Annotated in this window: 14 protein-coding genes; 3 read left to right on the forward strand and 11 right to left on the reverse strand. The window is 69.5% G+C overall.

Annotated features, from left to right (window positions below; translation table 11 throughout):
* Positions 1-65: 65 nt before the first annotated feature.
* The 5 genes from ABZ833_RS03955 to ABZ833_RS03975 all read right to left on the reverse strand — a co-directional run bounded on the left by ABZ833_RS03955 (position 66) and on the right by ABZ833_RS03975 (position 4,887).
* Positions 66-860, reverse strand: a complete 795-nt coding sequence (locus ABZ833_RS03955) for a VOC family protein (protein WP_361040609.1) — start codon at positions 858-860, stop codon at positions 66-68.
* A 227-nt stretch (positions 861-1,087) separates the two neighbouring features.
* Complete coding sequence (locus ABZ833_RS03960) at positions 1,088-1,666, reverse strand: fasciclin domain-containing protein (RefSeq protein WP_361040611.1); 579 nt, start codon at positions 1,664-1,666, stop codon at positions 1,088-1,090.
* 285 nt (positions 1,667-1,951) lie between these two features.
* Positions 1,952-2,104, reverse strand: a complete 153-nt coding sequence (locus ABZ833_RS03965) for a hypothetical protein (protein ID WP_361040613.1) — start codon at positions 2,102-2,104, stop codon at positions 1,952-1,954.
* A 215-nt stretch (positions 2,105-2,319) separates the two neighbouring features.
* Positions 2,320-3,888, reverse strand: a complete 1,569-nt coding sequence (locus ABZ833_RS03970) for an alpha/beta hydrolase (RefSeq protein ID WP_361040615.1) — start codon at positions 3,886-3,888, stop codon at positions 2,320-2,322.
* 198 nt (positions 3,889-4,086) lie between these two features.
* Positions 4,087-4,887 carry an SAM-dependent methyltransferase gene (locus tag ABZ833_RS03975; protein ID WP_361040617.1) on the reverse strand — a complete coding sequence of 267 codons (801 nt, stop codon included), beginning with the start codon at positions 4,885-4,887 and terminating at the stop codon, positions 4,087-4,089.
* A gap of 297 nt (positions 4,888-5,184) precedes the next feature.
* Here ABZ833_RS03975 and recA point away from each other — a divergent pair, with 297 nt between their 5' ends.
* On the forward strand, positions 5,185-6,261 hold the full coding sequence (recA, locus tag ABZ833_RS03980; RefSeq protein WP_361040619.1) for a recombinase RecA: 1,077 nt from the start codon (positions 5,185-5,187) through the stop codon (positions 6,259-6,261).
* Positions 6,262-7,138: 877 nt separating this feature from the next.
* Here recA and ABZ833_RS03985 read toward each other — a convergent pair.
* Positions 7,139-8,341, reverse strand: coding sequence for a family 1 glycosylhydrolase (locus tag ABZ833_RS03985; RefSeq protein WP_361040621.1), 1,203 nt, complete (start codon positions 8,339-8,341; stop codon positions 7,139-7,141).
* Between the two features lie 240 nt (positions 8,342-8,581).
* Here ABZ833_RS03985 and ABZ833_RS03990 point away from each other — a divergent pair, with 240 nt between their 5' ends.
* On the forward strand, positions 8,582-9,223 hold the full coding sequence (locus ABZ833_RS03990) for a TetR/AcrR family transcriptional regulator (RefSeq protein ID WP_361040624.1): 642 nt from the start codon (positions 8,582-8,584) through the stop codon (positions 9,221-9,223).
* A 12-nt stretch (positions 9,224-9,235) separates the two neighbouring features.
* Here the strand turns inward: ABZ833_RS03990 and ABZ833_RS03995 are convergent, their stop codons facing one another.
* The 3 genes from ABZ833_RS03995 to ABZ833_RS04005 all read right to left on the reverse strand — a co-directional run bounded on the left by ABZ833_RS03995 (position 9,236) and on the right by ABZ833_RS04005 (position 13,022).
* Positions 9,236-10,579: an MFS transporter gene (locus tag ABZ833_RS03995; protein ID WP_361040627.1), complete on the reverse strand. Its 1,344-nt coding sequence runs from the start codon at positions 10,577-10,579 to the stop codon at positions 9,236-9,238.
* 113 nt (positions 10,580-10,692) lie between these two features.
* Positions 10,693-12,456 carry a sulfatase gene (locus ABZ833_RS04000; RefSeq protein WP_361040629.1) on the reverse strand — a complete coding sequence of 588 codons (1,764 nt, stop codon included), beginning with the start codon at positions 12,454-12,456 and terminating at the stop codon, positions 10,693-10,695.
* On the reverse strand, positions 12,453-13,022 hold the full coding sequence (locus ABZ833_RS04005; protein WP_361040631.1) for a PadR family transcriptional regulator: 570 nt from the start codon (positions 13,020-13,022) through the stop codon (positions 12,453-12,455). Before ABZ833_RS04005 ends, ABZ833_RS04000 begins: the two co-directional genes overlap by 4 nt.
* 167 nt (positions 13,023-13,189) lie before the next feature.
* On the opposite strand from ABZ833_RS04005, the gene ABZ833_RS04010 reads away from it, so the two are divergent.
* The gene (locus tag ABZ833_RS04010) at positions 13,190-14,032 is read left to right on the forward strand and encodes a formylglycine-generating enzyme family protein (protein ID WP_361040634.1); all 843 of its coding nucleotides are present in this window, start codon (positions 13,190-13,192) and stop codon (positions 14,030-14,032) included.
* Positions 14,033-14,035: 3 nt separating this feature from the next.
* Here the strand turns inward: ABZ833_RS04010 and ABZ833_RS04015 are convergent, their stop codons facing one another.
* Both ABZ833_RS04015 and ABZ833_RS04020 read right to left on the reverse strand, forming a co-directional pair.
* Positions 14,036-16,342, reverse strand: a complete 2,307-nt coding sequence (locus ABZ833_RS04015; protein ID WP_361040636.1) for a glycoside hydrolase family 3 C-terminal domain-containing protein — start codon at positions 16,340-16,342, stop codon at positions 14,036-14,038.
* 64 nt (positions 16,343-16,406) lie between these two features.
* Positions 16,407-17,696 (reverse strand): MFS transporter, encoded by a 1,290-nt coding sequence (locus ABZ833_RS04020; RefSeq protein ID WP_361040639.1) that lies wholly within the window; start codon positions 17,694-17,696, stop codon positions 16,407-16,409.
* Positions 17,697-17,720: the final 24 nt, after the last annotated feature.

The following is a 17,720-nucleotide window of genomic DNA, read 5'->3' on the forward strand; positions in this document are numbered from 1 at the left end:
GGTCCGGGCCCACCGGAAGGACGGCGATGTCGTTGGTTCCTAGGGGCTCAGCCAGGGGGACGAGCTCAGCTCTCGACGGGGTTGAGCACCACGAATTCCGCGTTCGACGGGTCGCGGCAGACGGCCAACCGGCCGACGCCCTCCGCGTCGTCGGGCCCCATCACCACGCTGCCGCCGTTCCCGGTGACCTGGGCGACCGCGGCGTCGCAGTCGGTGACCGCGAAGACCGGGTGCCAGTACGGCCGACCGTCCGTCAGCGTGAGGTCCTTCTCGCTCAGCTCCATCAGGCCGCCCTGCATGCGCTCTTCGGGAAGGCCGGCGGGGGTGACGAGGGTGTACGTGCCGGCGCCGCCCGGCAGTTCCATGTTGCTGAACTGCCAGCCGAGGACGCCGCCGTAGAACTCCTTCGCGGCGGCCACGTCGGTCGTGAACAGCTCGGCCCAGGACAGCGAGCCCGGGTCGTCCGCCAGCTCGAAGCCCGAGTTCGTGCCCGGCTGCCAGACGGCGAACTGGCCCCCCAGCGGGTCGGTGTACTGCGCCATCCGTCCCCAGTCGTCGAGGTCCCTGGGCGCCACCCGCACCGTGCCGCCCGCGCGCTCGACGGCCTGAGTCGTGGCGTCCGCGTCGGTGACCGTGTAATAGATCATCCAGGCCGGGCGCGCGCCCTCCTCGGTGAGTTTGCCGAGCCCGGCGACGGTCTTGCCGTCCTTCTGGAACATGCCGCCTTCCCCGTCCGCCTCGCCCATGGACTCGTACTCCCAGCCGAGCACCGCGCCGTAGAAGGCAGCGGTGGCCGGGACGTCGGGGGTACCGAGGTCGAGCCAACAGGGGGATCCGGGAGTGTTGTCAGTGGTGATCACGACGATTCCCTTCGCAGGTCCTTGTGACACCAGCCTGGCACTCGGCACTGACAGTCGCGCGTCGGCCGCATGGCGGATCGCGAAGCGACCCACGCCGCACGGCCCGGAAGGGCGACAGAAGGCCGGTCAGTCACATGTCCGGCCAGTCGGACGCGCGGATTCATGCGTCCGGGCTGTGGCGTCATTCCTGACGCCACAGCCCGGACCTGCCTTGCCGTGTCAGTCGCCTACTTGGGCGGCATGAGGACGCTGTCGATGATGTAGACCGTCGCGTTGGCTGTCTGGACGTTGCCGCAGACGACGTTCGCCATGTCATTGACCTTGAAGGACTCGTCCGATCCCTTGGTGGTGAGCTCGCCGCCCTCAAGGGTCTTGAACGAACCCATCTCCAGCTGGCTCGGCGCGGCCTTCTCGCCGACCACGTGGTATGTGAGGATCTTGGTGAGCTGATCCTTGTCGGCGAGGACCTTGTCCAGGTCAGCCTTCGGGATCTTCTCGAAGGCGTCGTTGGACGGGGCGAAGACGGTGATGTTCTTCGCGTTGTTGAGCGTGTCGACCAGGCCCGCCTTCTTCACCGCGGTCACGAGCGTCGACAGCTCCGGGTTGTTGGACGCGGCCGTGGCGACCGGGTCCTTGGCCATGCCGTCCAGGCTGCCCGCCCCTTCTTTGGGAACCGACGAACACGCAGGCCCGAACGGCTTGCTGTCGTCGGCGTGAGCCGCTGGGGCGAGGAGCCCAAGGGACACGGGCAGGGCGATGGCCGCGGCAGAGACAGCGGCAGTGCGGATCATGCTTCGGGTGGTCATGATCAGTCCCTCCTCGGGACGAGATGAGCTCTCGAAGAGCTCTTGTACGAGTGCCGATGGAGGCCGGCGGACGACTCACCCCCGAAGGAATCCATTGAAACCGGCCCATTTCGATCACACCGTTAATTCGAAGCAGAACCAGAGCCGGATTGGCGTCTCCGACAGAAAATTCCCTTTAAAGCTCACATATTGACCGCGAGCCACTCCATGAGCACTGAGGGTTCCCTGCTCGTGGTGCATGGCCCAGCTGAGACGCGACGCACTCACCGCTGAACGGGGCACTGCTCAGTGAGCGCAGGCACCGAATTCCGCGTGCCGGGCCCGGACGGCATACGCGTCGTCGTCCCGCTTCTCCTGGCGAGGAGGCGGAGCAAAGTGCCGCTGAAGGATCTCCCTGCGGGCCTGAGCCATCAGCTTGTCGAACTCTTCGTCAGTCATTTCACCGTCACCTCGCTTTCCCCTTCTGCGCGGAATCCGGCTGGGTGCAATCCCGGAGCAGCTTCCATGAGTAATCCGGAGCAGCCGGGACCACCGGATTGGTCCGAAGGGGAAGCAGCCTGGTCAGGCAGGGACGTCGATCAGGCCGACCGGCGGAAGCGTCGGCGTGGTGGAGCCGCGCACCCGACCCCGCCGTTCTTTCAGGGGCACTGGCGCTACTTCTCGCAGGTCGGATCGTGCGTGGGGAGCCGTCCCGTCCGCAGGTAGGCGTTGACGCGCTCGTTGACGCAGGTGTTGCCGTACTCGCCGTACAGGCCGTGCTGGCGGGCGCCCTTGACGGTGAGCAGCCGGGAGCTGGGCCACTGCTCGCGCATGGCCCTGGCGTCGGCGTAGAGGGTGCGGGGGTCGCCGGTGGCGTTGACGAGCAGTGCCGGGACGTCGTTGTCGAGCACGGTCGGCGCTTCGGCGGGCTGGTCCCAGAACTCGCAGGGGGTGATGTTGTTGGCCAGCGGTCCGGTGAGGGGGAACTGTGCACGGGACTTCTCGACCGCGCGCCAGTAGCCGGCGACGCCGCGCCGCTCGGCCACGTCGCCGCAGATGATCGCGGTCATCTGGCTGGCGGGGGCCGAGCCTGCCCCGGTCAGCAGGAACTCCAGCTGAGCGGCAAGCCTTTCGGACGGCTCGACCGGTTCCCGGTCGGCGGCGCGTGCCAGGAGACGTACGGTCGCGGCCAGGGCGGCGCGCTCCTCGTCGAGGTCGCTGCCGAGGCCGCCGATGAAGAGGAAGGGGAGCGCGTGCTCGTCCAGCAGGTACGCGTCCCCGATCCGCAGCGGCTTCTGTGCGGCGGCGTCGAGGATGTGTTGCACCGTCGCCAGGACCTCGGCGCGCGTGGCGCCGAGACCGTAGGTGGCGTGCCGTGCGGCGGCCCACGACGCCCATGCGCGCAGGGCCGCTTCGTTGGCCGCCTCGGAACCCCGCAGCAGGGTGTGGCTGTAGCGCTTCGGGGAATTGACGCCGTCGAGCACCATGCGGTCGGTGCGGCCGGGGAAGAGCTGTGTGTAGACCTCTCCGAGGTAACTTCCGTAGGAGTAGCCGAGGTAGGAGAGGGTGTCCTCGCCGAGGGCGGCGCGGATGACGTCCATGTCGCGGGCGGTGTTGCGGGTGGTGACGTACGGCAGCACATCGCCGTGGGCGCGTTTGCACCGCCCGGCCAGCTCGCGCGCGACGGAGACCTCCTCGCGGTACGCCGCCAGGTCGGCGCCCGCGGAGCGCAGGGGGGCGGAGCCGAGGTCCCAGCCGCAGTCCAGCGGGGTGCTCCGACCGACGAAGCGCGGGTCCATGCCGATCAGGTCGTAGCGGTCGGCGACCTCGCCCATCACCTTCGACTTGGTCACCGGCATACGGAGGCCGGGGCCGGCCGGTCCTCCGTCATTGAGCAGCAGCGGGCCGACGCGGCGGGCGGTGTCGGTGGCCTTCAGGCGGGATATGGCGACGGTGATGGTGCGGCCGCCGGGGTCCGCGTAGTCGAGCGGTACGTCGATGTCAGCGCAATCGGCGCCGGCGGCGTCCAGCTCCTGGCCGTCCTCGTCGTCGGCGCCGAGGGCGCAGGCGTGCCAGTCGACGTGCTGGTCGTGGAAGCGGGCTAACGGGCCCGGGGCGGCGGGGGTCGCAGTGGCGGGGGCGGCGGGGGTCGTCGCGGTTGCGGCGGTGGTCGCCGTCGTAGTGGCGGCGGCGACCACCGCCACGCACGCCGCAAAGACCTTGACGCATCGGGTAGTTGACATGCCTGCACGCTAGGGGGGCGGACATCCCGGCACACTCCGGGAGAACCCCGTACCCAAGTGGGGTTGTCCCCCGCCTCCTTGAGGAGCGGCGGCCCGAAGGCACAGGCGGCGGTGGCGAACTGCCCCAGCCCTCCGGCGGGCCACCGCATCCCGCCGAGCGACACCAACTCCTGCCTGGTGCCTGGACGTCACAACTGGTCAGGGCTTACGGGCCACCGCCCCGTACATGGCGATGGCCCGGTCGTCGATGCCGTCCTGCTCGGGGCCCGGTCGCCATTTGTGAACCTGGGTGACGCCGGGCTCGACCAGGTCCATTCCGTCGAAGAGGGAGGTGGCGGTCGGCAGGTCGCGCAGCGCCATGGGCATGCCCTGCTGGGTGTATTCCTCGGCCACCCGTCCGACTTCCTCGGGCGCGAAGTCGGCGGTGCCGATGGTCATCGCCAGGAAGCTGCCCGACGGCAGCGGTTCGAGCAGTCGCTGCACCAGACGCCGGTCGTCCGGCGGCAAGATGAAGTGCAGGATTCCGATGACCATCAAGCCGACCGGCTCGTTCACGTCGATCAGCGCACGGAATTCGGGACTCTCCAGGATGGCGTCCGGGTCGTGCATGTCAGCGTCGATGTAGGCGGTCGCCCCCTCGGATGAGCCCTGCAGGAGGGCGCGGGCGTGAGCCAGGACGATGGGGTCGTTGTCGACATAGACCACACGGGACTCCGGTGCCACCTCCTGCACCACCTCATGCAGGTTGGGGGCTGTGGGCAGGCCGGTGCCTATGTCGAGGAACTGCCGGACACCGTGCTCCTGGGCGAGGCAGCGCCCGGCACGGTGCATGAACCGCCGGTTCTCCAGCATGTGCACGGGCAGCGCCGGCCAGTGCTGACACATGGCGTCGCCCGCCTCGGCGTCGACAAGGTAGTGGTCCTTGCCTCCCAGGATGTAGTCGTACACCCGCGCCGAATGCGCGGTCGAGGTGTCGATCCGATCGCCTGCGCCGTGCATGGGCACGCTCCGCCTTTCACCGCTGCCAATGGTCTTCAAACGCTACAACTGCCCGAACCGCGGCTCGGCCTGCAGAAGCAGGCCGATCACGAGAGGAAGCGGGCGGCGGCGCGGCCCGCGTCAGGAGCGGTCCGGTGCGCGTCCCGTCCCGGTCCCCCGCAGTTTGGTACCTTTCACTGGACACGTAAATCGATCGGATGTTCGTTTACTGGGATCTCCGAGACGTCCGTAGTCGGCAGTTGACGCTCACGTCCTCCGACGTGCCGCGTGCCACACAATCGGACCGGGTGAAAGCTCATGGCAGGAACCGACCACGAAAAGGCGCTTGACACCGCGCTCGCACAGATCGAGCGGAAATTTGGCAGGGGTGCGGTCATGCGCCTCGGCGAGCGGCCCAACGAGCCCATCGAGGTGATCCCCACCGGATCGACCGCGCTGGACGTGGCGCTCGGTGTGGGCGGCCTGCCCCGCGGCCGCGTGGTGGAGGTGTACGGGCCGGAGTCCTCCGGCAAGACGACGCTGACGTTGCACGCGGTGGCGAACGCACAGAAGGCCGGCGGCTCGGTGGCGTTCATCGACGCCGAGCACGCCCTGGACCCGGAGTACGCCAAGAAGCTCGGCGTCGACACCGACAACCTCATCCTGTCCCAGCCGGACAACGGTGAACAGGCGCTGGAGATCGCCGACATCCTGATCCGCTCCGGCGCGATCGACTTGATCGTGGTCGACTCCGTCGCGGCCCTGGTGCCGCGTGCGGAAATCGAGGGCGAGATGGGCGACTCCCACATGGGTCTGCAGGCCCGCCTGATGAGCCAGGCCCTCCGGAAGATCACCAGCGCGCTCAGCCAGACGAGGACGACGGTCATCTTCATCAACCAGCTGCGCGAGAAGATCGGCGTGATGTTCGGCTCCCCGGAGACCACGACCGGTGGCCGCGCGCTGAAGTTCTACGCCTCCGTGCGGCTCGACATCCGGCGCATCGAGACACTGAAGGACGGCACCGACGCGGTCGGCAACCGCACCCGCGTCAAGGTCGTCAAGAACAAGGTCGCGCCGCCCTTCAAGCAGGCCGAGTTCGACATCCTCTACGGCCAGGGCATCAGCCGCGAGGGCGGCCTGATCGACATGGGCGTGGACAACGGCTTCGTCCGCAAGGCGGGCGCCTGGTACACGCACGAGGGCGACCAGCTCGGCCAGGGCAAGGAGAACGCCCGCAACTTCCTGAAGGACAACCCCGATCTCGCCGACGAGATCGAGAAGAAGATCCTCGAGAAGCTCGGAATCGGGGCACCGGCGAAGGCCGCGGTCGCCGAGGACACGGCGGCCGCCCCCGTCCCCGATGCCGCAGGGACCTCGGCGGGAAACGCCGCCTGACAGGCGCAGGGCATTGGTGACGGGCTCCGACCCTTGCGCCTGCCCCCCCGTCGGCGTCGAGGTCGATTACCTCACTGTCGAACACGCGGAAATCTATGTCGGCCGGAGTAGACATTGGGTGGTGGTGTGGTTATGGTTTCTCTCGTAGCCAGAAAGACAGCAGGGCCCGGCAGAGATGAACTGCCGGGCAGCAGTACCCGCAAGTGCAGTACAGGTAAGTGCAGTTCGCAGTACCCAGCAGTGCAGGCAAGTGAGCAGCACCTCGGTGAAGGCGTCGGCTGCGGGCGCGCGCACCGGGAGGTTCGGCAGTGGGGTTCTAAGCCAGAGCGGATGCAGGAGAGGCGACGGGGCTGGCTGCCGAAGCGTGACGCTTCATCAGGTCACCAGCAGTTTGCATCACCCAGCAGTACGCAGTAGGGCAGTACCAGCAGTACGCAGTCCCCCCTTCGGTAAATGTTGATCAAGAGGGAAGAACGGAGGAGCTTCGCGCCATCAGGATCGCCCGGGCGGAATGGCAGAGCCCGGGTACCGCAGGACATCGATAGTGAGGTGGTCTCCGGTCAAGCAACCGCGATCCCCGCACTCCCCCGCTCCCAGGTGGGTGTGCGGAAACAGAAGGCCGGCGCAGTATCAGGGCCGGCAGATGGTGTAGCAGTTTCCTTCGGGGCCCGGGTGCCGGTACGGCACCCGGGCCCCTCCACGCGTTCCGCAGGAAGGCGCAAAGCGACAGCACCGCACAAGGCTTCCTCCACACCATCAGCTGCGCATCACTGCCCGCGCCCGGGACCTCGTCGCCCAGTGCTGTCGCGTTGTTCGTTCCTGTGGTGCAACGCCAGTTCCCCCGGTACGCCAACGGCAGGCGGCAGTGTCGAGCTCCTCACGCCTCACTGGGCAGCACGCGGGTGCGGCCGATGGCGCCGAGCCAGGCGGCCGAGGGCTTGGGCGTACGGATGAAGGTCTCGCGGTCGACGGCGATCAGGCCGAAGGTCGGCTCGTAGCGGCCCCATTCGTAGTTGTCCAGGGCGCTCCAGTGGAAGTAGCCGCGGACGTCGATGCCGTCGCGCATTGCGGCGGCCAGGGAGTCCAGGGCGCCGGTGGTGTACTGGATCCGGCGGGTGTCGTCGGCGGTGGCGATGCCGTTCTCGGTGACGATCAGCGGGGTGCCGGCGGTGACGGAAGCGCTGTGCCGCAGGGCATGGCCCAACGCCTGCGGGTAGTACTCCCATCCCATGAGGGTGCGTTCCGCGCCGTCGGGTACGGGCAGTCGACCGCTCGGGCCGATGAGAGTGCGGGTGTAGGCCTGCACTCCGAGCCAGTCGTCGCCGCGGGCGGCTTCGAGGAAGACGTCCACACGTGGGTGCCGGAATGCCGCGGCGACACCCTCGGCTCCGGGCAAGGGCTGGCACACCAGGTTGGCGACGGACCAGCCGGTACTCACCTGCGGCGCAAGGGACTTGACCGTTTCGACGGCGCGGGCGTGCGCCCGCACCAGGGCATCGGTGGTGGCCTCGTCCGGGGCCGGCGGGTCCTCGGCGAAGGACACGGCCTGGCCGGAGACGAGGGCGGCCTGCGCGGCAGCCATGACGGCGAGAATATTGGGCTCGTTGATGGTGCACACGTGTGCCACGTCTGTGGCGTAGATGGGTGCCGCAGCAGTGAGGTAGCGGGCGAAGAGTTCGTCCGATCCGGCGGCGGCCCAGCCGCCGCGCTGGGCGAACCACCGCGGTGCGGTGAAGTGGTGCAGGGTCACCATGGGCCGCAGACCCCGTTCGCGGGCACCCTCGACCATGCGCCGGTAGTGGGCGATGGCTGCGCGGGAGAACTCGCCCGGGGCCGGTTCGATGCGGGCCCATTCGATGCTGAACCGGTAGTCGGTGAAGCCGAGTTCGGCAAGGAGGTCCATGTCCTCGGGCCAGCGGTGGTAGCTGTCGCAGGCGTCACCGCTGGGTTCCTTGACGTACGGGATTCCGCTGTGCTCGAACTCCCACCAGTCGCTGTTGGTGTTGCCGCCCTCGATCTGGTGGGCGGCGGTGGAGGCACCCCACAGGAATCCCTCGGGCAGGCGTCGTGCATGCGTCATGAGCTGGTTCTCTCTTCCAAGTAGCCATGCGGGTAGCTGTGTGGCCATGTGCGGGAACAGTCGAGGCGGGCAACGGGCCCGGCGGTCGGGGCCGCAGCAGGCGAGCGTCGAAGACAGCGGCGCGGCAGTCGCATCCCTCCGCCACGGGTGGCCCGGGTGCCGACCTGGCCAGCATGGATTCGTAAACCTTGCGTGTCAAGGTTTTCGTTTCCCGGGCCCTGCGCCGCCTAGAATCGCGGCGTGACCAGCCGCAGCCCCCGGGGCCCGTACCGCAAGACCGTCGCCAGACGTCAGCAGATCATCGACGCCGCGCTGGCCGCGTACACCGAAGCGGGCAGCCGGGGCGTCTCCGTACGGGACATCGCCCAGCGCGTGGGCCTGACGGACGCCGGAGTCCTGCACCACTTCGGCAGCCGCGAGGAACTGCTCACCGCCGTCCTGAAGGCACGGGAGACGACCGACCGGGCCGCCTTCGGAAACCCCAGCGAAGACCCGAAGGCGGCACTCGACCTCCTGGCCCACAACGCCACAGCCCCCGGCCTGGTCAAACTGTTCCTCGACCTCGCGGCCGCATCGGCCGAGCCCGACCACCCCGCGCACAGCTACTTCAAGGAGCGCTACCCCCGGCTGCGCGGCAGCCTGGCGGACTCACTCACCGACCTCTCCAGTCGCCAAGCCCGGCAACAGGAGCTCAAGGGACGCCGGACCACCCCCGACGCCGACTGGGCGGCGCGCATCCTGCTCGCCGCCGTCGACGGCCTCCAACTCCAGTGGCTGCGCGACCCGGACATCGACATGGCCGCCGACATCCTCACCCTCGCCCAGACCCTCCTCCCGGCCCTGGCCCCCGAGAACGGCCCCGCACCGGCACAGCAAGACTGAAAGGAAGAAGCGTCAGGTGGTGGCGTCGAGGGCCTGTTCGCGGCGCGCGTGAAGTTCCCTCTGGACACGGGCCACGTCATCGGCGTACGAGCGGTGAAGCAGCGTCAGGAACATGCCGTTGACCAGCATCAGGATGACGAGCGCCCACAGGAAGACGGTGCGGAGCCCGATCGCGTCGCCGAGGAAGCCGGCGCCGAGGCTGAAGGAGGCCCAGGCGATCGCCTCGAAGACGGAGACGTAGATGGCGAAGGCGGCGCCGCGCAGCTCGGGCGGGGTGATGGCCATGACCATGGGGCGATTGACACTCGGGTTGACGCCCTGGGCCGCGCCCATGAGGGCGAAGAAGACACCGAACAGGGCGATGCTCCCGTAGTCGAACTGGGTGCCGAAGTAGGCGAAGAGCGCGAAGGCGAACTGGGCCGCCTGAAGGACCGTGACCAGGCCGTGGCGGGGGCTGCGCCGGGTGGCCCAGTCCGCCGCGAAGCCGCCCAGGAGTGTGCCGAGGAAGTAGCCGACCCCGAAGGGCAGCAGCACGATCGACGCCTTCTGCGTGCTGAAGCCGTACACGTCCACCAGGTAGACGACGCCGAAGGTGCCCACCAGGAGATGTCCCGACAGGAGGCGGGAGACCAGGAGGACGACCAGGCTGCGGATCTCAAGGAGCGAGAGTGCCTTGGTCCAGGTGAGCTTCGAGTGGGCGTTGCGCGTGGCGCGGTCGAGGTCGGCGAGCTGTTCCTCGGACGCGCCCCGTCCCGGGTCGCGGAACCACAGCCAGATGGCGATGCCGAGCAGGATGTTGAAGGTGCCGACGCCCCACAGGCCCCAGCGCCAGCCCTCCTCGACGCCCGCCAGCTGGCCCTTGAGCGGGCCGATCACCGCGCTCACCAGCGAGACGGCGCCGTAGACCACCCCGATCGCGCGGCCGCGGGTCGATCCCCCGAAGAGGTCGCCGATGAGTTCGGTGATGATGGGGTGCGCGGCCGCGTAGCCCGCGGCCAGGATGGTGTAAAGGACCAAGAGTTGGGTGAAGTTCTGCGAGAAGCCCGCGGCCACGCCCCACACACCCCAGAGCCCGGTGGCCACGACGAGGACGCTCTTGCGTGACCAGCGCTCCGCCACCCACACCCACAGGGGCCCGGTGAAGGCACCCGCGATCTTCCCGGCGGCGGTCAGTATGCCGAGCGCGCCCAGTGAGACTCCGAGGGACTGCCGGATCAACGGGAAGAGGCTGCTGACCAGACTCGCCTCGGTGCTGTCGACCAGCATGGTGCCGCCGAGCAGGGACAACTGCCGCCAGCGCCCTTTCACCTGCACCTCGGATCTGGGCATGACGGGGCTCTGGCTAAGCTCGGGCATCGGGCCGTCTCTTTTCTCTGTGACTTTCTTCGCGGGAGGTCTGCGGGAAGGGGAGGGCGTACGCCGGTGACGGGGCGGCAACCCCGTCACCGGCTCAAGTGACCGTGAGGGCCTCAGAGCTCTGCGAGCTCCTCGGCGACCCGGTGCAGGCTCGGGGGCGGGAACAGCGCACCCGCCATGGCGGCGACGTCGATGAGCGGTGTGGCGCCGATCATCTGCAGCAGCTCCGAGTCGACGACGCCGGGCAGGTGTCTGCGCAGCACCTCGACGGCGACCGGATCGGAGAGCAGCGCCTGGAGCGGCGTACGCAGCGAGACGCGCCCCTGCGGAAAGTCCTCGGCGCGCGGCAGCGGCTGCGCGGCACGGTCCGCCTGCTCGCGCTGGGACCGGACCAGCAGGTGCTGCTCGGTGACCGGACCCTGGGCGGGCAGGCCGAGGCGTTCGTACTGGCTGGGCGGTGCCTCGTTGGCCCGCATGAGCTCCACGAGGAGGGTGGCCATGCGCAGTTCGGCGGCCTCGTCGAGCAGCGGATTCTCCTGCTCGGGGTCGGTCTCCAGGTCGAACAGGAGCGTGCCGTGGTGGTAGGGGTTGACGAGGGTGCGGCCCAGTACGCGCACGGTGCGCACGTTCTTGGTGAAGCCGAACGGCTCGGCCAGTTCCAGGTCCACGAGTTCGGCGGGTGAGAAGCGGCCCCGCATGTGGGTCGGCATCAGGGTGTGTTCGTACAACGGCGCGTTGTCGGGCGAGGCGGGTGCCCGCATGTAGACGTAGCGGCCGTCGGTGACGTTGACGTGTCCGCCGTGGATGCCGAACAGGCCCGCCTCCCGCACCGGGGTGTCATCGGCTACCGGGAGCGGCGCGCCCTGCATGTCGGCGGGGCGGTCGACGCCGAAGAAGTCGAGGAGGGTCGGCGCCACGTCCACGGTCTGCACCAGCGCCGACCGCCGCTCGCCCGCGATGCGCCGGCGCGGGTCCCAGGCGAACAGCGGCAGATGCACCAGTTCGTTGAACCAGGGCTGGACGCTCTTGCCCCACCAGCCCTTCTCGCCGAGCAGCAGCCCGTGGTCGGTGTTGACGATCAGCAGCGTGTCGTCCCAGAGGTCAAGCTCGTCCATGGTGTCAAGGACGCGGCCCAGCGAGTGGTCGCACATCGACAGGAGCGCCCCGTACTCGAAGCGCGCGTGCTCCACCTGATCGTCGGTTTCGACCACGCGCTTGTAGTCGGGCCAGTCGAAGTGCGGGCCGTCGTAGTCGTGGGGGTAGAGGTCCTTGTAGGGCTGGTGGCTGAAGAACGGCTCGTGCGGATCGAAGGTCTCGATCTGTACGAACCACCGGTCGGCGTCCTGGTTCGTCCGTACGAAGTCGAGGCCCGCGTCGAAGGTGAGGGTCTGGGGGTGCCGGTCCTCCGTCGCCATGTGGGGACGGTTGACCCAGTCCTGGCGGTAGCCGCCGAACCGCATCCGCTTCAGGTCGTCGGGCATCTCGGGGTCGGCCACCTGTCCCTTCCACGCGTCGCCCTCCTGCCCGCGGAAGAACTCCCAGGTGTTGTAGCGGCCGTGGTAGGTGGCGCCGCCGTCCTCCCAGTAGTGCGGGTGGTCGCTGACGAGGTGGGTGTACACGCCGTTCTGCTTGAGGAGTTCGGGCATCGAGTCGTCGAACGGCTCAAGCGGGCCCCAGCTGCGGTGCAGGAAGTTGTGCCGCCCGGTGTGGATCTCGCGGCGGGCCGGCATGCAGGGCATCGACCCGGCGTACGCGTTGTCGAAGGTGACGGCCCGCTCGGCGAGGCGCGCGAAGTTCGGTGCGTGGGTCCAGTCGCCTCCGTAGGGCGGCAGCATGTGCCGGTTGAGGCTGTCGAACATCACCATGATGGCCTTCATCGGACGGGCTTCCCTTCGGTCAGGTTGCGCAAGGTGTCCTCCAGCCACGCGACCCAGCGGTCCATGGCTGCCGCGCCGAGTTCGTGGAGCGCGCGGTGCACCTGCCGGTCCAGGTCCTGGTCCAGTTCGGGCAGGGGGTCGTCGTAGTGCAAGGTGCGGTCGCGGTTGCGGTTCTTGGCGATCTGGGCGCGGCGGTGGTCGAGTTCGATGCCCACCAGCCGGATGGCCGCGTCCTTGTCGAGTGGAGCGGTGATGCTGAACCGGGCCAGGAAGTCGATCTCCTGGAAGCGGCCGAGTGGTTCGTAGGGGGTGTGCAGGAACTGAAGCAGTGCGTCGCGCCCGCTCGGCGTGAGGCGGTAGAGCTTGGCGTCAGGACGGCCCTCCCGCGGATCGACCTCGTGCCGGACCCAGCCGTCGGTCTCCATCTGCGCGAGCTTCCGGTAGATCTGGCTGTGGTGGGCTCGCGCCCACACGAACTGCCCCTCGGTCTCCAGCCACTTGCGCAGGTCGTACCCGCTGTAGGGGCGACGGGCCAGCAGGCCGAGCAGGACGTACTCGAACTTCACGGACGTGGACTCCCTTGTGCGGAAGCGATGTGCGATCTTGCTATGTGCAGTCTCACCTAGGTGAGAATTCATATACTCGCGTCATGGAGACGTCAATGGGATGTTGCGTACCGGAAACTCGGATCTGCTCGGCCGGCCCGCTCCCCGCACCGGCCGGCGTGCCGCCCGTGCACGACCAAGTCACGCTCCCGGGGGGCGAGTTCCTGATGGGCGACTCCTTCGGCGAGGGCTATCCGGCGGACGGCGAGCAGCCCGTGCACGCGGTGCGCGTGAGGCCGTTCGCGATCGACGTCACGGCGGTGACCGCGGCGATGTTCGGTGCCTTCGTCGACGACACGGGGTACGTGACCGTCGCCGAACGGGAGGGCACATCGGGCGTGTTCCACCTGGCCGTCGCCGCCGAGCGGGCGGACATCGTCGGATCCGACCCGGGCGTCCCCTGGTGGCTGACGGTCCGGGGTGCGGACTGGCGCCACCCTCACGGCCCGCTGTCCGGCGCGGAGCCGGACCACCCGGTGGTGCACGTGGCGTGGGACGACGCCCTGGCCTACTGCGCGTGGGCGGGCCGCCGCCTGCCCACCGAGGCGGAGTGGGAGTACGCGGCCCGCGGCGGCCTCGCGGGCCGCCGCTTCGCATGGGGCGACGAACTCGCCCCCGGTGGCGCGTGGTTGTGCAACATCTGGCAGGGCCGCTTCCCGTACGCCAACACCGGCGCGGACGGCTGGCTGGCCACCGCCCCGGTGCGCGCGTACCCGCCCAACGGCTTCGGCCTGTTCGAGGTCGCGGGGAACGTCTGGGAGTGGTGCGCGGACTGGTTCGCCCCCGACTACTACGCCCGCTCCCCCGCCGCCGACCCGCAGGGGCCGCAGAGCGGCGAGCGCCGCGTGATGCGCGGCGGCTCGTACCTGTGCCATCACACCTACTGCCACCGCTACCGCGTGGCCGCCCGCTCGGCCAACACGCCCGCCTCCAGCAGCGGAAACTGCGGATTCCGGACGGTCGCCGCGTAAGGATCAGGAGGCTCCTCGCCCCTCGGTGCCCGCGGCCGACCGCACCGTCTCGACCAGCTCCCGCACGTCGTCGACGCCGAGGGGCACGATCGGGAGCTGAGCGAGCTGACTCAGGCGCATGTTGGCCACCATGCGCTCACGCGGGCTTCCCTCCTCGGGATAGGCGTCGCCCATGGACTTCTGGACCCGGTGCAGCAGCGCCTCGATGGCCGGGCCGCCCACGGGGTGGGCGAGCCACAGCTCGACGGTCGAGTCGGCGTCCGGCTGCTCGGCGTAGGCGTCGCCCGTGACCGGGACCGTCGCGGTCAGCCGGATGTCGCGGCTGGAGGCCCCGACGTCGATGCGGTGGTCGGCGTCCTCGACGAGCCAGGTACCGGCCGCTGCGTCGAAATGGGCCAGGTCGGCGCGGGCGACGCGGACGGTGACGTCCTGGGTCTCGCCGGGCGCGAGGCGCACGGCGGCGAACCCCTTCAACTCCCTCACGGGACGCCGGACCCGCTCTCCCGGCGCGCCCACGTACACCTGGACGACCTCGTGACCGGCCCGCTCTCCCGTGTTGGTGACCGCCACGGTGACGTCGAGCCCGTCGGCGTCCGAGGTCACCCGCAGATCCGCGTAGTCGAAGGTGGTGTACGACAGGCCGTGCCCGAAGGGGAAGGAGACCGCCATGTCGCGGGCGTCGTAGTGGCGATAGCCGACGAACAGGCCCTCGCTGTAGGCGACATGACCATTCTCGCCCGGCCACGCCAGGTACGCCGGGGTATCGGCGAGCCGCAGCGGGATCGTCTCCGCGAGGCGCCCCGACGGGTTCGCCCGGCCGAACAGCAGATCGGCGGTGGCCGATCCTCCGGCCTGACCGAGCAGCCAGCCCTCCAGGACGGCCGGTACGTCATCGATCCACCCGGCCAGACGGACCACGCCGCCGTTGGCGAGGACCACGACGGTGTTCGGGTTCACCGCGCTGACGGCGGCGAGCAACCGGGTCTGTTCTTCCGGGAGTTCGATGTGCTCGCGGTCGTAGCCCTCTGACTCGAGGCTCGGCGGCAGACCGAGGAAGAGCAGGGCCACGTCGGCGGACTCCGCCGCGTGGACGGCCTCCTCGTACAGCGCGGCCGCATCGGCGTCCGGAGCGTCGACGGGGAAGCCGGGAGCGAAGGTGATGCGCGCCGCGGGCGCGGCCTCGATGAGCGAGGTCAGCGCGTCGTCCAGCCGCGTCGGGGTCACGCGCGAGCTGCCCGCGCCCTGGTAGCGGGGCGTGCGCGCGAACTCGCCGATGACCGCGATGTGTTGGGCCGCAGCAGGATCCAGGGGGAGGAGCGCGCCGTCGTTCTTGAGCAGGACCGCCCCGCGCGTGGCGACCTCGCGGGCCAGGTCGTGGTGGGTGGCCGGGTCGAAGACGGCATCGGGGCGCGCGTGCGCGGCCGCCTTGCGTGCGAGTGCCACGACCCGCGCGGCGCTGCGGTCAATTGCTTCCTCGGAGAGTTCACCGGATTCCACGGCCGCGACGGCCCGGGCGGGGCCGGCGCCGGACGAGGACGGCATCTCCAGATCGAGCCCGGCGGCCAGCGCCCGCGCCCGGTCGACGACGGCGCCCCAGTCGGAGACGACCAGGCCGTCGTACCCCCACTCGTCTCGCAGGACGTCCGTCAGAAGCCACGGATTCTGCGACGCGTGCACGCCGTTGACCCGGTTGTAAGCGCACATGACGGTCCAGGGCCGGGCCTCGGTCACCACGCGACGGAAGGCCGGGAGGTAGATCTCGCGCAGGGCCCGTACGTCGATGTCCGCACTGACCGACATACGGCCGGTCTCCTGGTTGTTCGCGGCGAAGTGCTTGACCGAGGCCCCGACCCCCCGCGCCTGAAGGCCCTTGACCCAGGCCGCTCCCAAGACTCCGCTGAGCAGCGGGTCTTCGGAGAAGTACTCGAAATTGCGCCCGCACAGCGGGCTGCGCTTGATGTTGACGCCGGGGCCGAGCAGCACGTGCACGCCGTGCGCGAGGCACTCGCGGGCCAGCGCGTCGCCCACCCGCCCCGCGAGGTCGGAGTCCCACGTGCACGCCAGGGTGACGGCCGGCGGGAAACAGGTGGCCGCAGCGCTGCCGTTGATGCCCAGGTGGTCGGCCTGGGTGTCGTTCTGCAGCCGCAGCCCGTGGGGGCCGTCGGAGAGACGGAACTCCGGGATCCCGGCGTCCGGGTACGCGGTGGTGTGCCACCAGCCCGCGCCGGTGGTCAGGGCGGCCTTCTCTGCGAGGCTCAGTCGGGCCACCGTCTCGCCGGGCGTCTGCGCCGACTGGTTCGGGTTGTTCATGGCTTCTCCTTGGAGCGTGGTGCGGGTTGATGCGTGGTGCGAGGGTTGGGGTGGGCGACCGTGGTCATCGGACTCCCTTCACTCGCAGGACCGCCACCGCACCGAGCAGTGCGCAGGCCGTGGCGAGGGGGAAGAGCGTCTGGTACCCGCCGAGCCAGAGGACGACGGCTCCGGCGATGGCGGGTGCGAGGACCTGCGGCAGGGTGGCAGCGACGTTCACGACGCCGAGGTCGCGGGCGAAGGACCGCTCGGACGGCAGCACTTGGGAGATGAGCGCGGTGTCCACGCCCTGAAAACTGCCGAAACCGATGCCCACCAGGAAGGCCATCGCGGTCATGCCGGTCATCGTGGGGACGGCGAACGGGATGAGCATGGCGCAGCCGATGAGGGACGCCGAGGCCACCACGAACACCTTGCGTCGGCCGAGCCGGTCCGAGAGAGGGCCGCTGATGACGGCGGCCGGGAGCAGGCCCGCGACGGCGGTCAGCGCGAGGGTGGGGATGTGGTCGATGGCCTCGTCGTGCAGGCCGATGTAGTCCTGGAGGATGTAGAGCTTGTAGCCGATGACCAGGAAGTACGACAGGTTGGTGCACAGCCTGCTGACGAACACCCAGAAGAAATCGGGGTGCTTGCGCGGGTTCGGCAACAGCCCGCCGAGGAACTCGCGCACACGGAAGTGCTCTTGGGGCGCATCCCGGCTCGGACGGTCCGGGTTGAGGGCCACGAAGACGACCGCCAGGGTCGTCGCGAACATGGCGAGTACCACGTACGCCGTGGTGATCCGGTCCTCGAAGGCGGCGGCGAAGACCTGTCCGAGGAGTGAGCCGCACATGGAGCCGAGGCCGAAGACGGTGGAGAACAGACCCCGCTTCTGCGGCGGCACCCGGTCGGGCATGACGGCGGAGAGCGGGCCCATCGCGAAGTTGTAGCCGACCTGCACCAGGCACCAGAGGGCCAGCATCGCCGGTATGGAGTGCGCGAACGCCATACCGATCAAGGCCAGGCCACCGGTCGCCACGCCGGCCACGATCCAGGGCCCGCGCTTGCCGAAGCGGCTGCGGGTCCGGTCCGAGACGGCTCCCGCGACGGGCTGGGCGACCATCGCGACGAGCGCGCCCACGGTGGTGACGAGTGCGAGCGCTCCGACCTTCGCGTCCTCGCCCACCGCGCGCTGGACTTGGAGGGCCAGCAGGGCTCCGGGGACGGCTCCCCAAACGAGGGCGATACCGAGGTTGGCGGGACCGATGCATGCCATGAGGCGCCACGGCGCCCGGCCGTCGGCCTGCGGAGCCGCTTGGGCCGGATCGGCAGGGAGCACGGAGGGAGCACGGAGCTCCCCAGGGGGTCTCGCCATCGGGACCTACTTTCAGTGGGCCGC

Source organism: Streptomyces sp. NPDC047525, from assembly GCF_040643025.1.
Lineage (GTDB): Bacteria > Actinomycetota > Actinomycetes > Streptomycetales > Streptomycetaceae > Streptomyces > Streptomyces durmitorensis.

Excerpts from the sequence above, each read along its gene's own strand:
- ABZ833_RS03960 (WP_361040611.1), bottom strand. The coding sequence starts at position 1,666 with ATGACCACCCGAAGCATGATCCGCACTGCCGCTGTCTCTGCCGCGGCC.
- ABZ833_RS03965 (WP_361040613.1), bottom strand. The coding sequence starts at position 2,104 with ATGACTGACGAAGAGTTCGACAAGCTGATGGCTCAGGCCCGCAGGGAG.
- ABZ833_RS03970 (WP_361040615.1), bottom strand. The coding sequence starts at position 3,888 with ATGTCAACTACCCGATGCGTCAAGGTCTTTGCGGCGTGCGTGGCGGTG.
- ABZ833_RS03975 (WP_361040617.1), bottom strand. The coding sequence starts at position 4,887 with ATGCACGGCGCAGGCGATCGGATCGACACCTCGACCGCGCATTCGGCG.
- recA (WP_361040619.1), top strand. The coding sequence starts at position 5,185 with ATGGCAGGAACCGACCACGAAAAGGCGCTTGACACCGCGCTCGCACAG.
- ABZ833_RS03985 (WP_361040621.1), bottom strand. The coding sequence starts at position 8,341 with ATGACGCATGCACGACGCCTGCCCGAGGGATTCCTGTGGGGTGCCTCC.
- ABZ833_RS03995 (WP_361040627.1), bottom strand. The coding sequence starts at position 10,579 with ATGCCCGAGCTTAGCCAGAGCCCCGTCATGCCCAGATCCGAGGTGCAG.
- ABZ833_RS04000 (WP_361040629.1), bottom strand. The coding sequence starts at position 12,456 with ATGAAGGCCATCATGGTGATGTTCGACAGCCTCAACCGGCACATGCTG.
- ABZ833_RS04015 (WP_361040636.1), bottom strand. The coding sequence starts at position 16,342 with ATGAACAACCCGAACCAGTCGGCGCAGACGCCCGGCGAGACGGTGGCC.
- ABZ833_RS04020 (WP_361040639.1), bottom strand. The coding sequence starts at position 17,696 with ATGGCGAGACCCCCTGGGGAGCTCCGTGCTCCCTCCGTGCTCCCTGCC.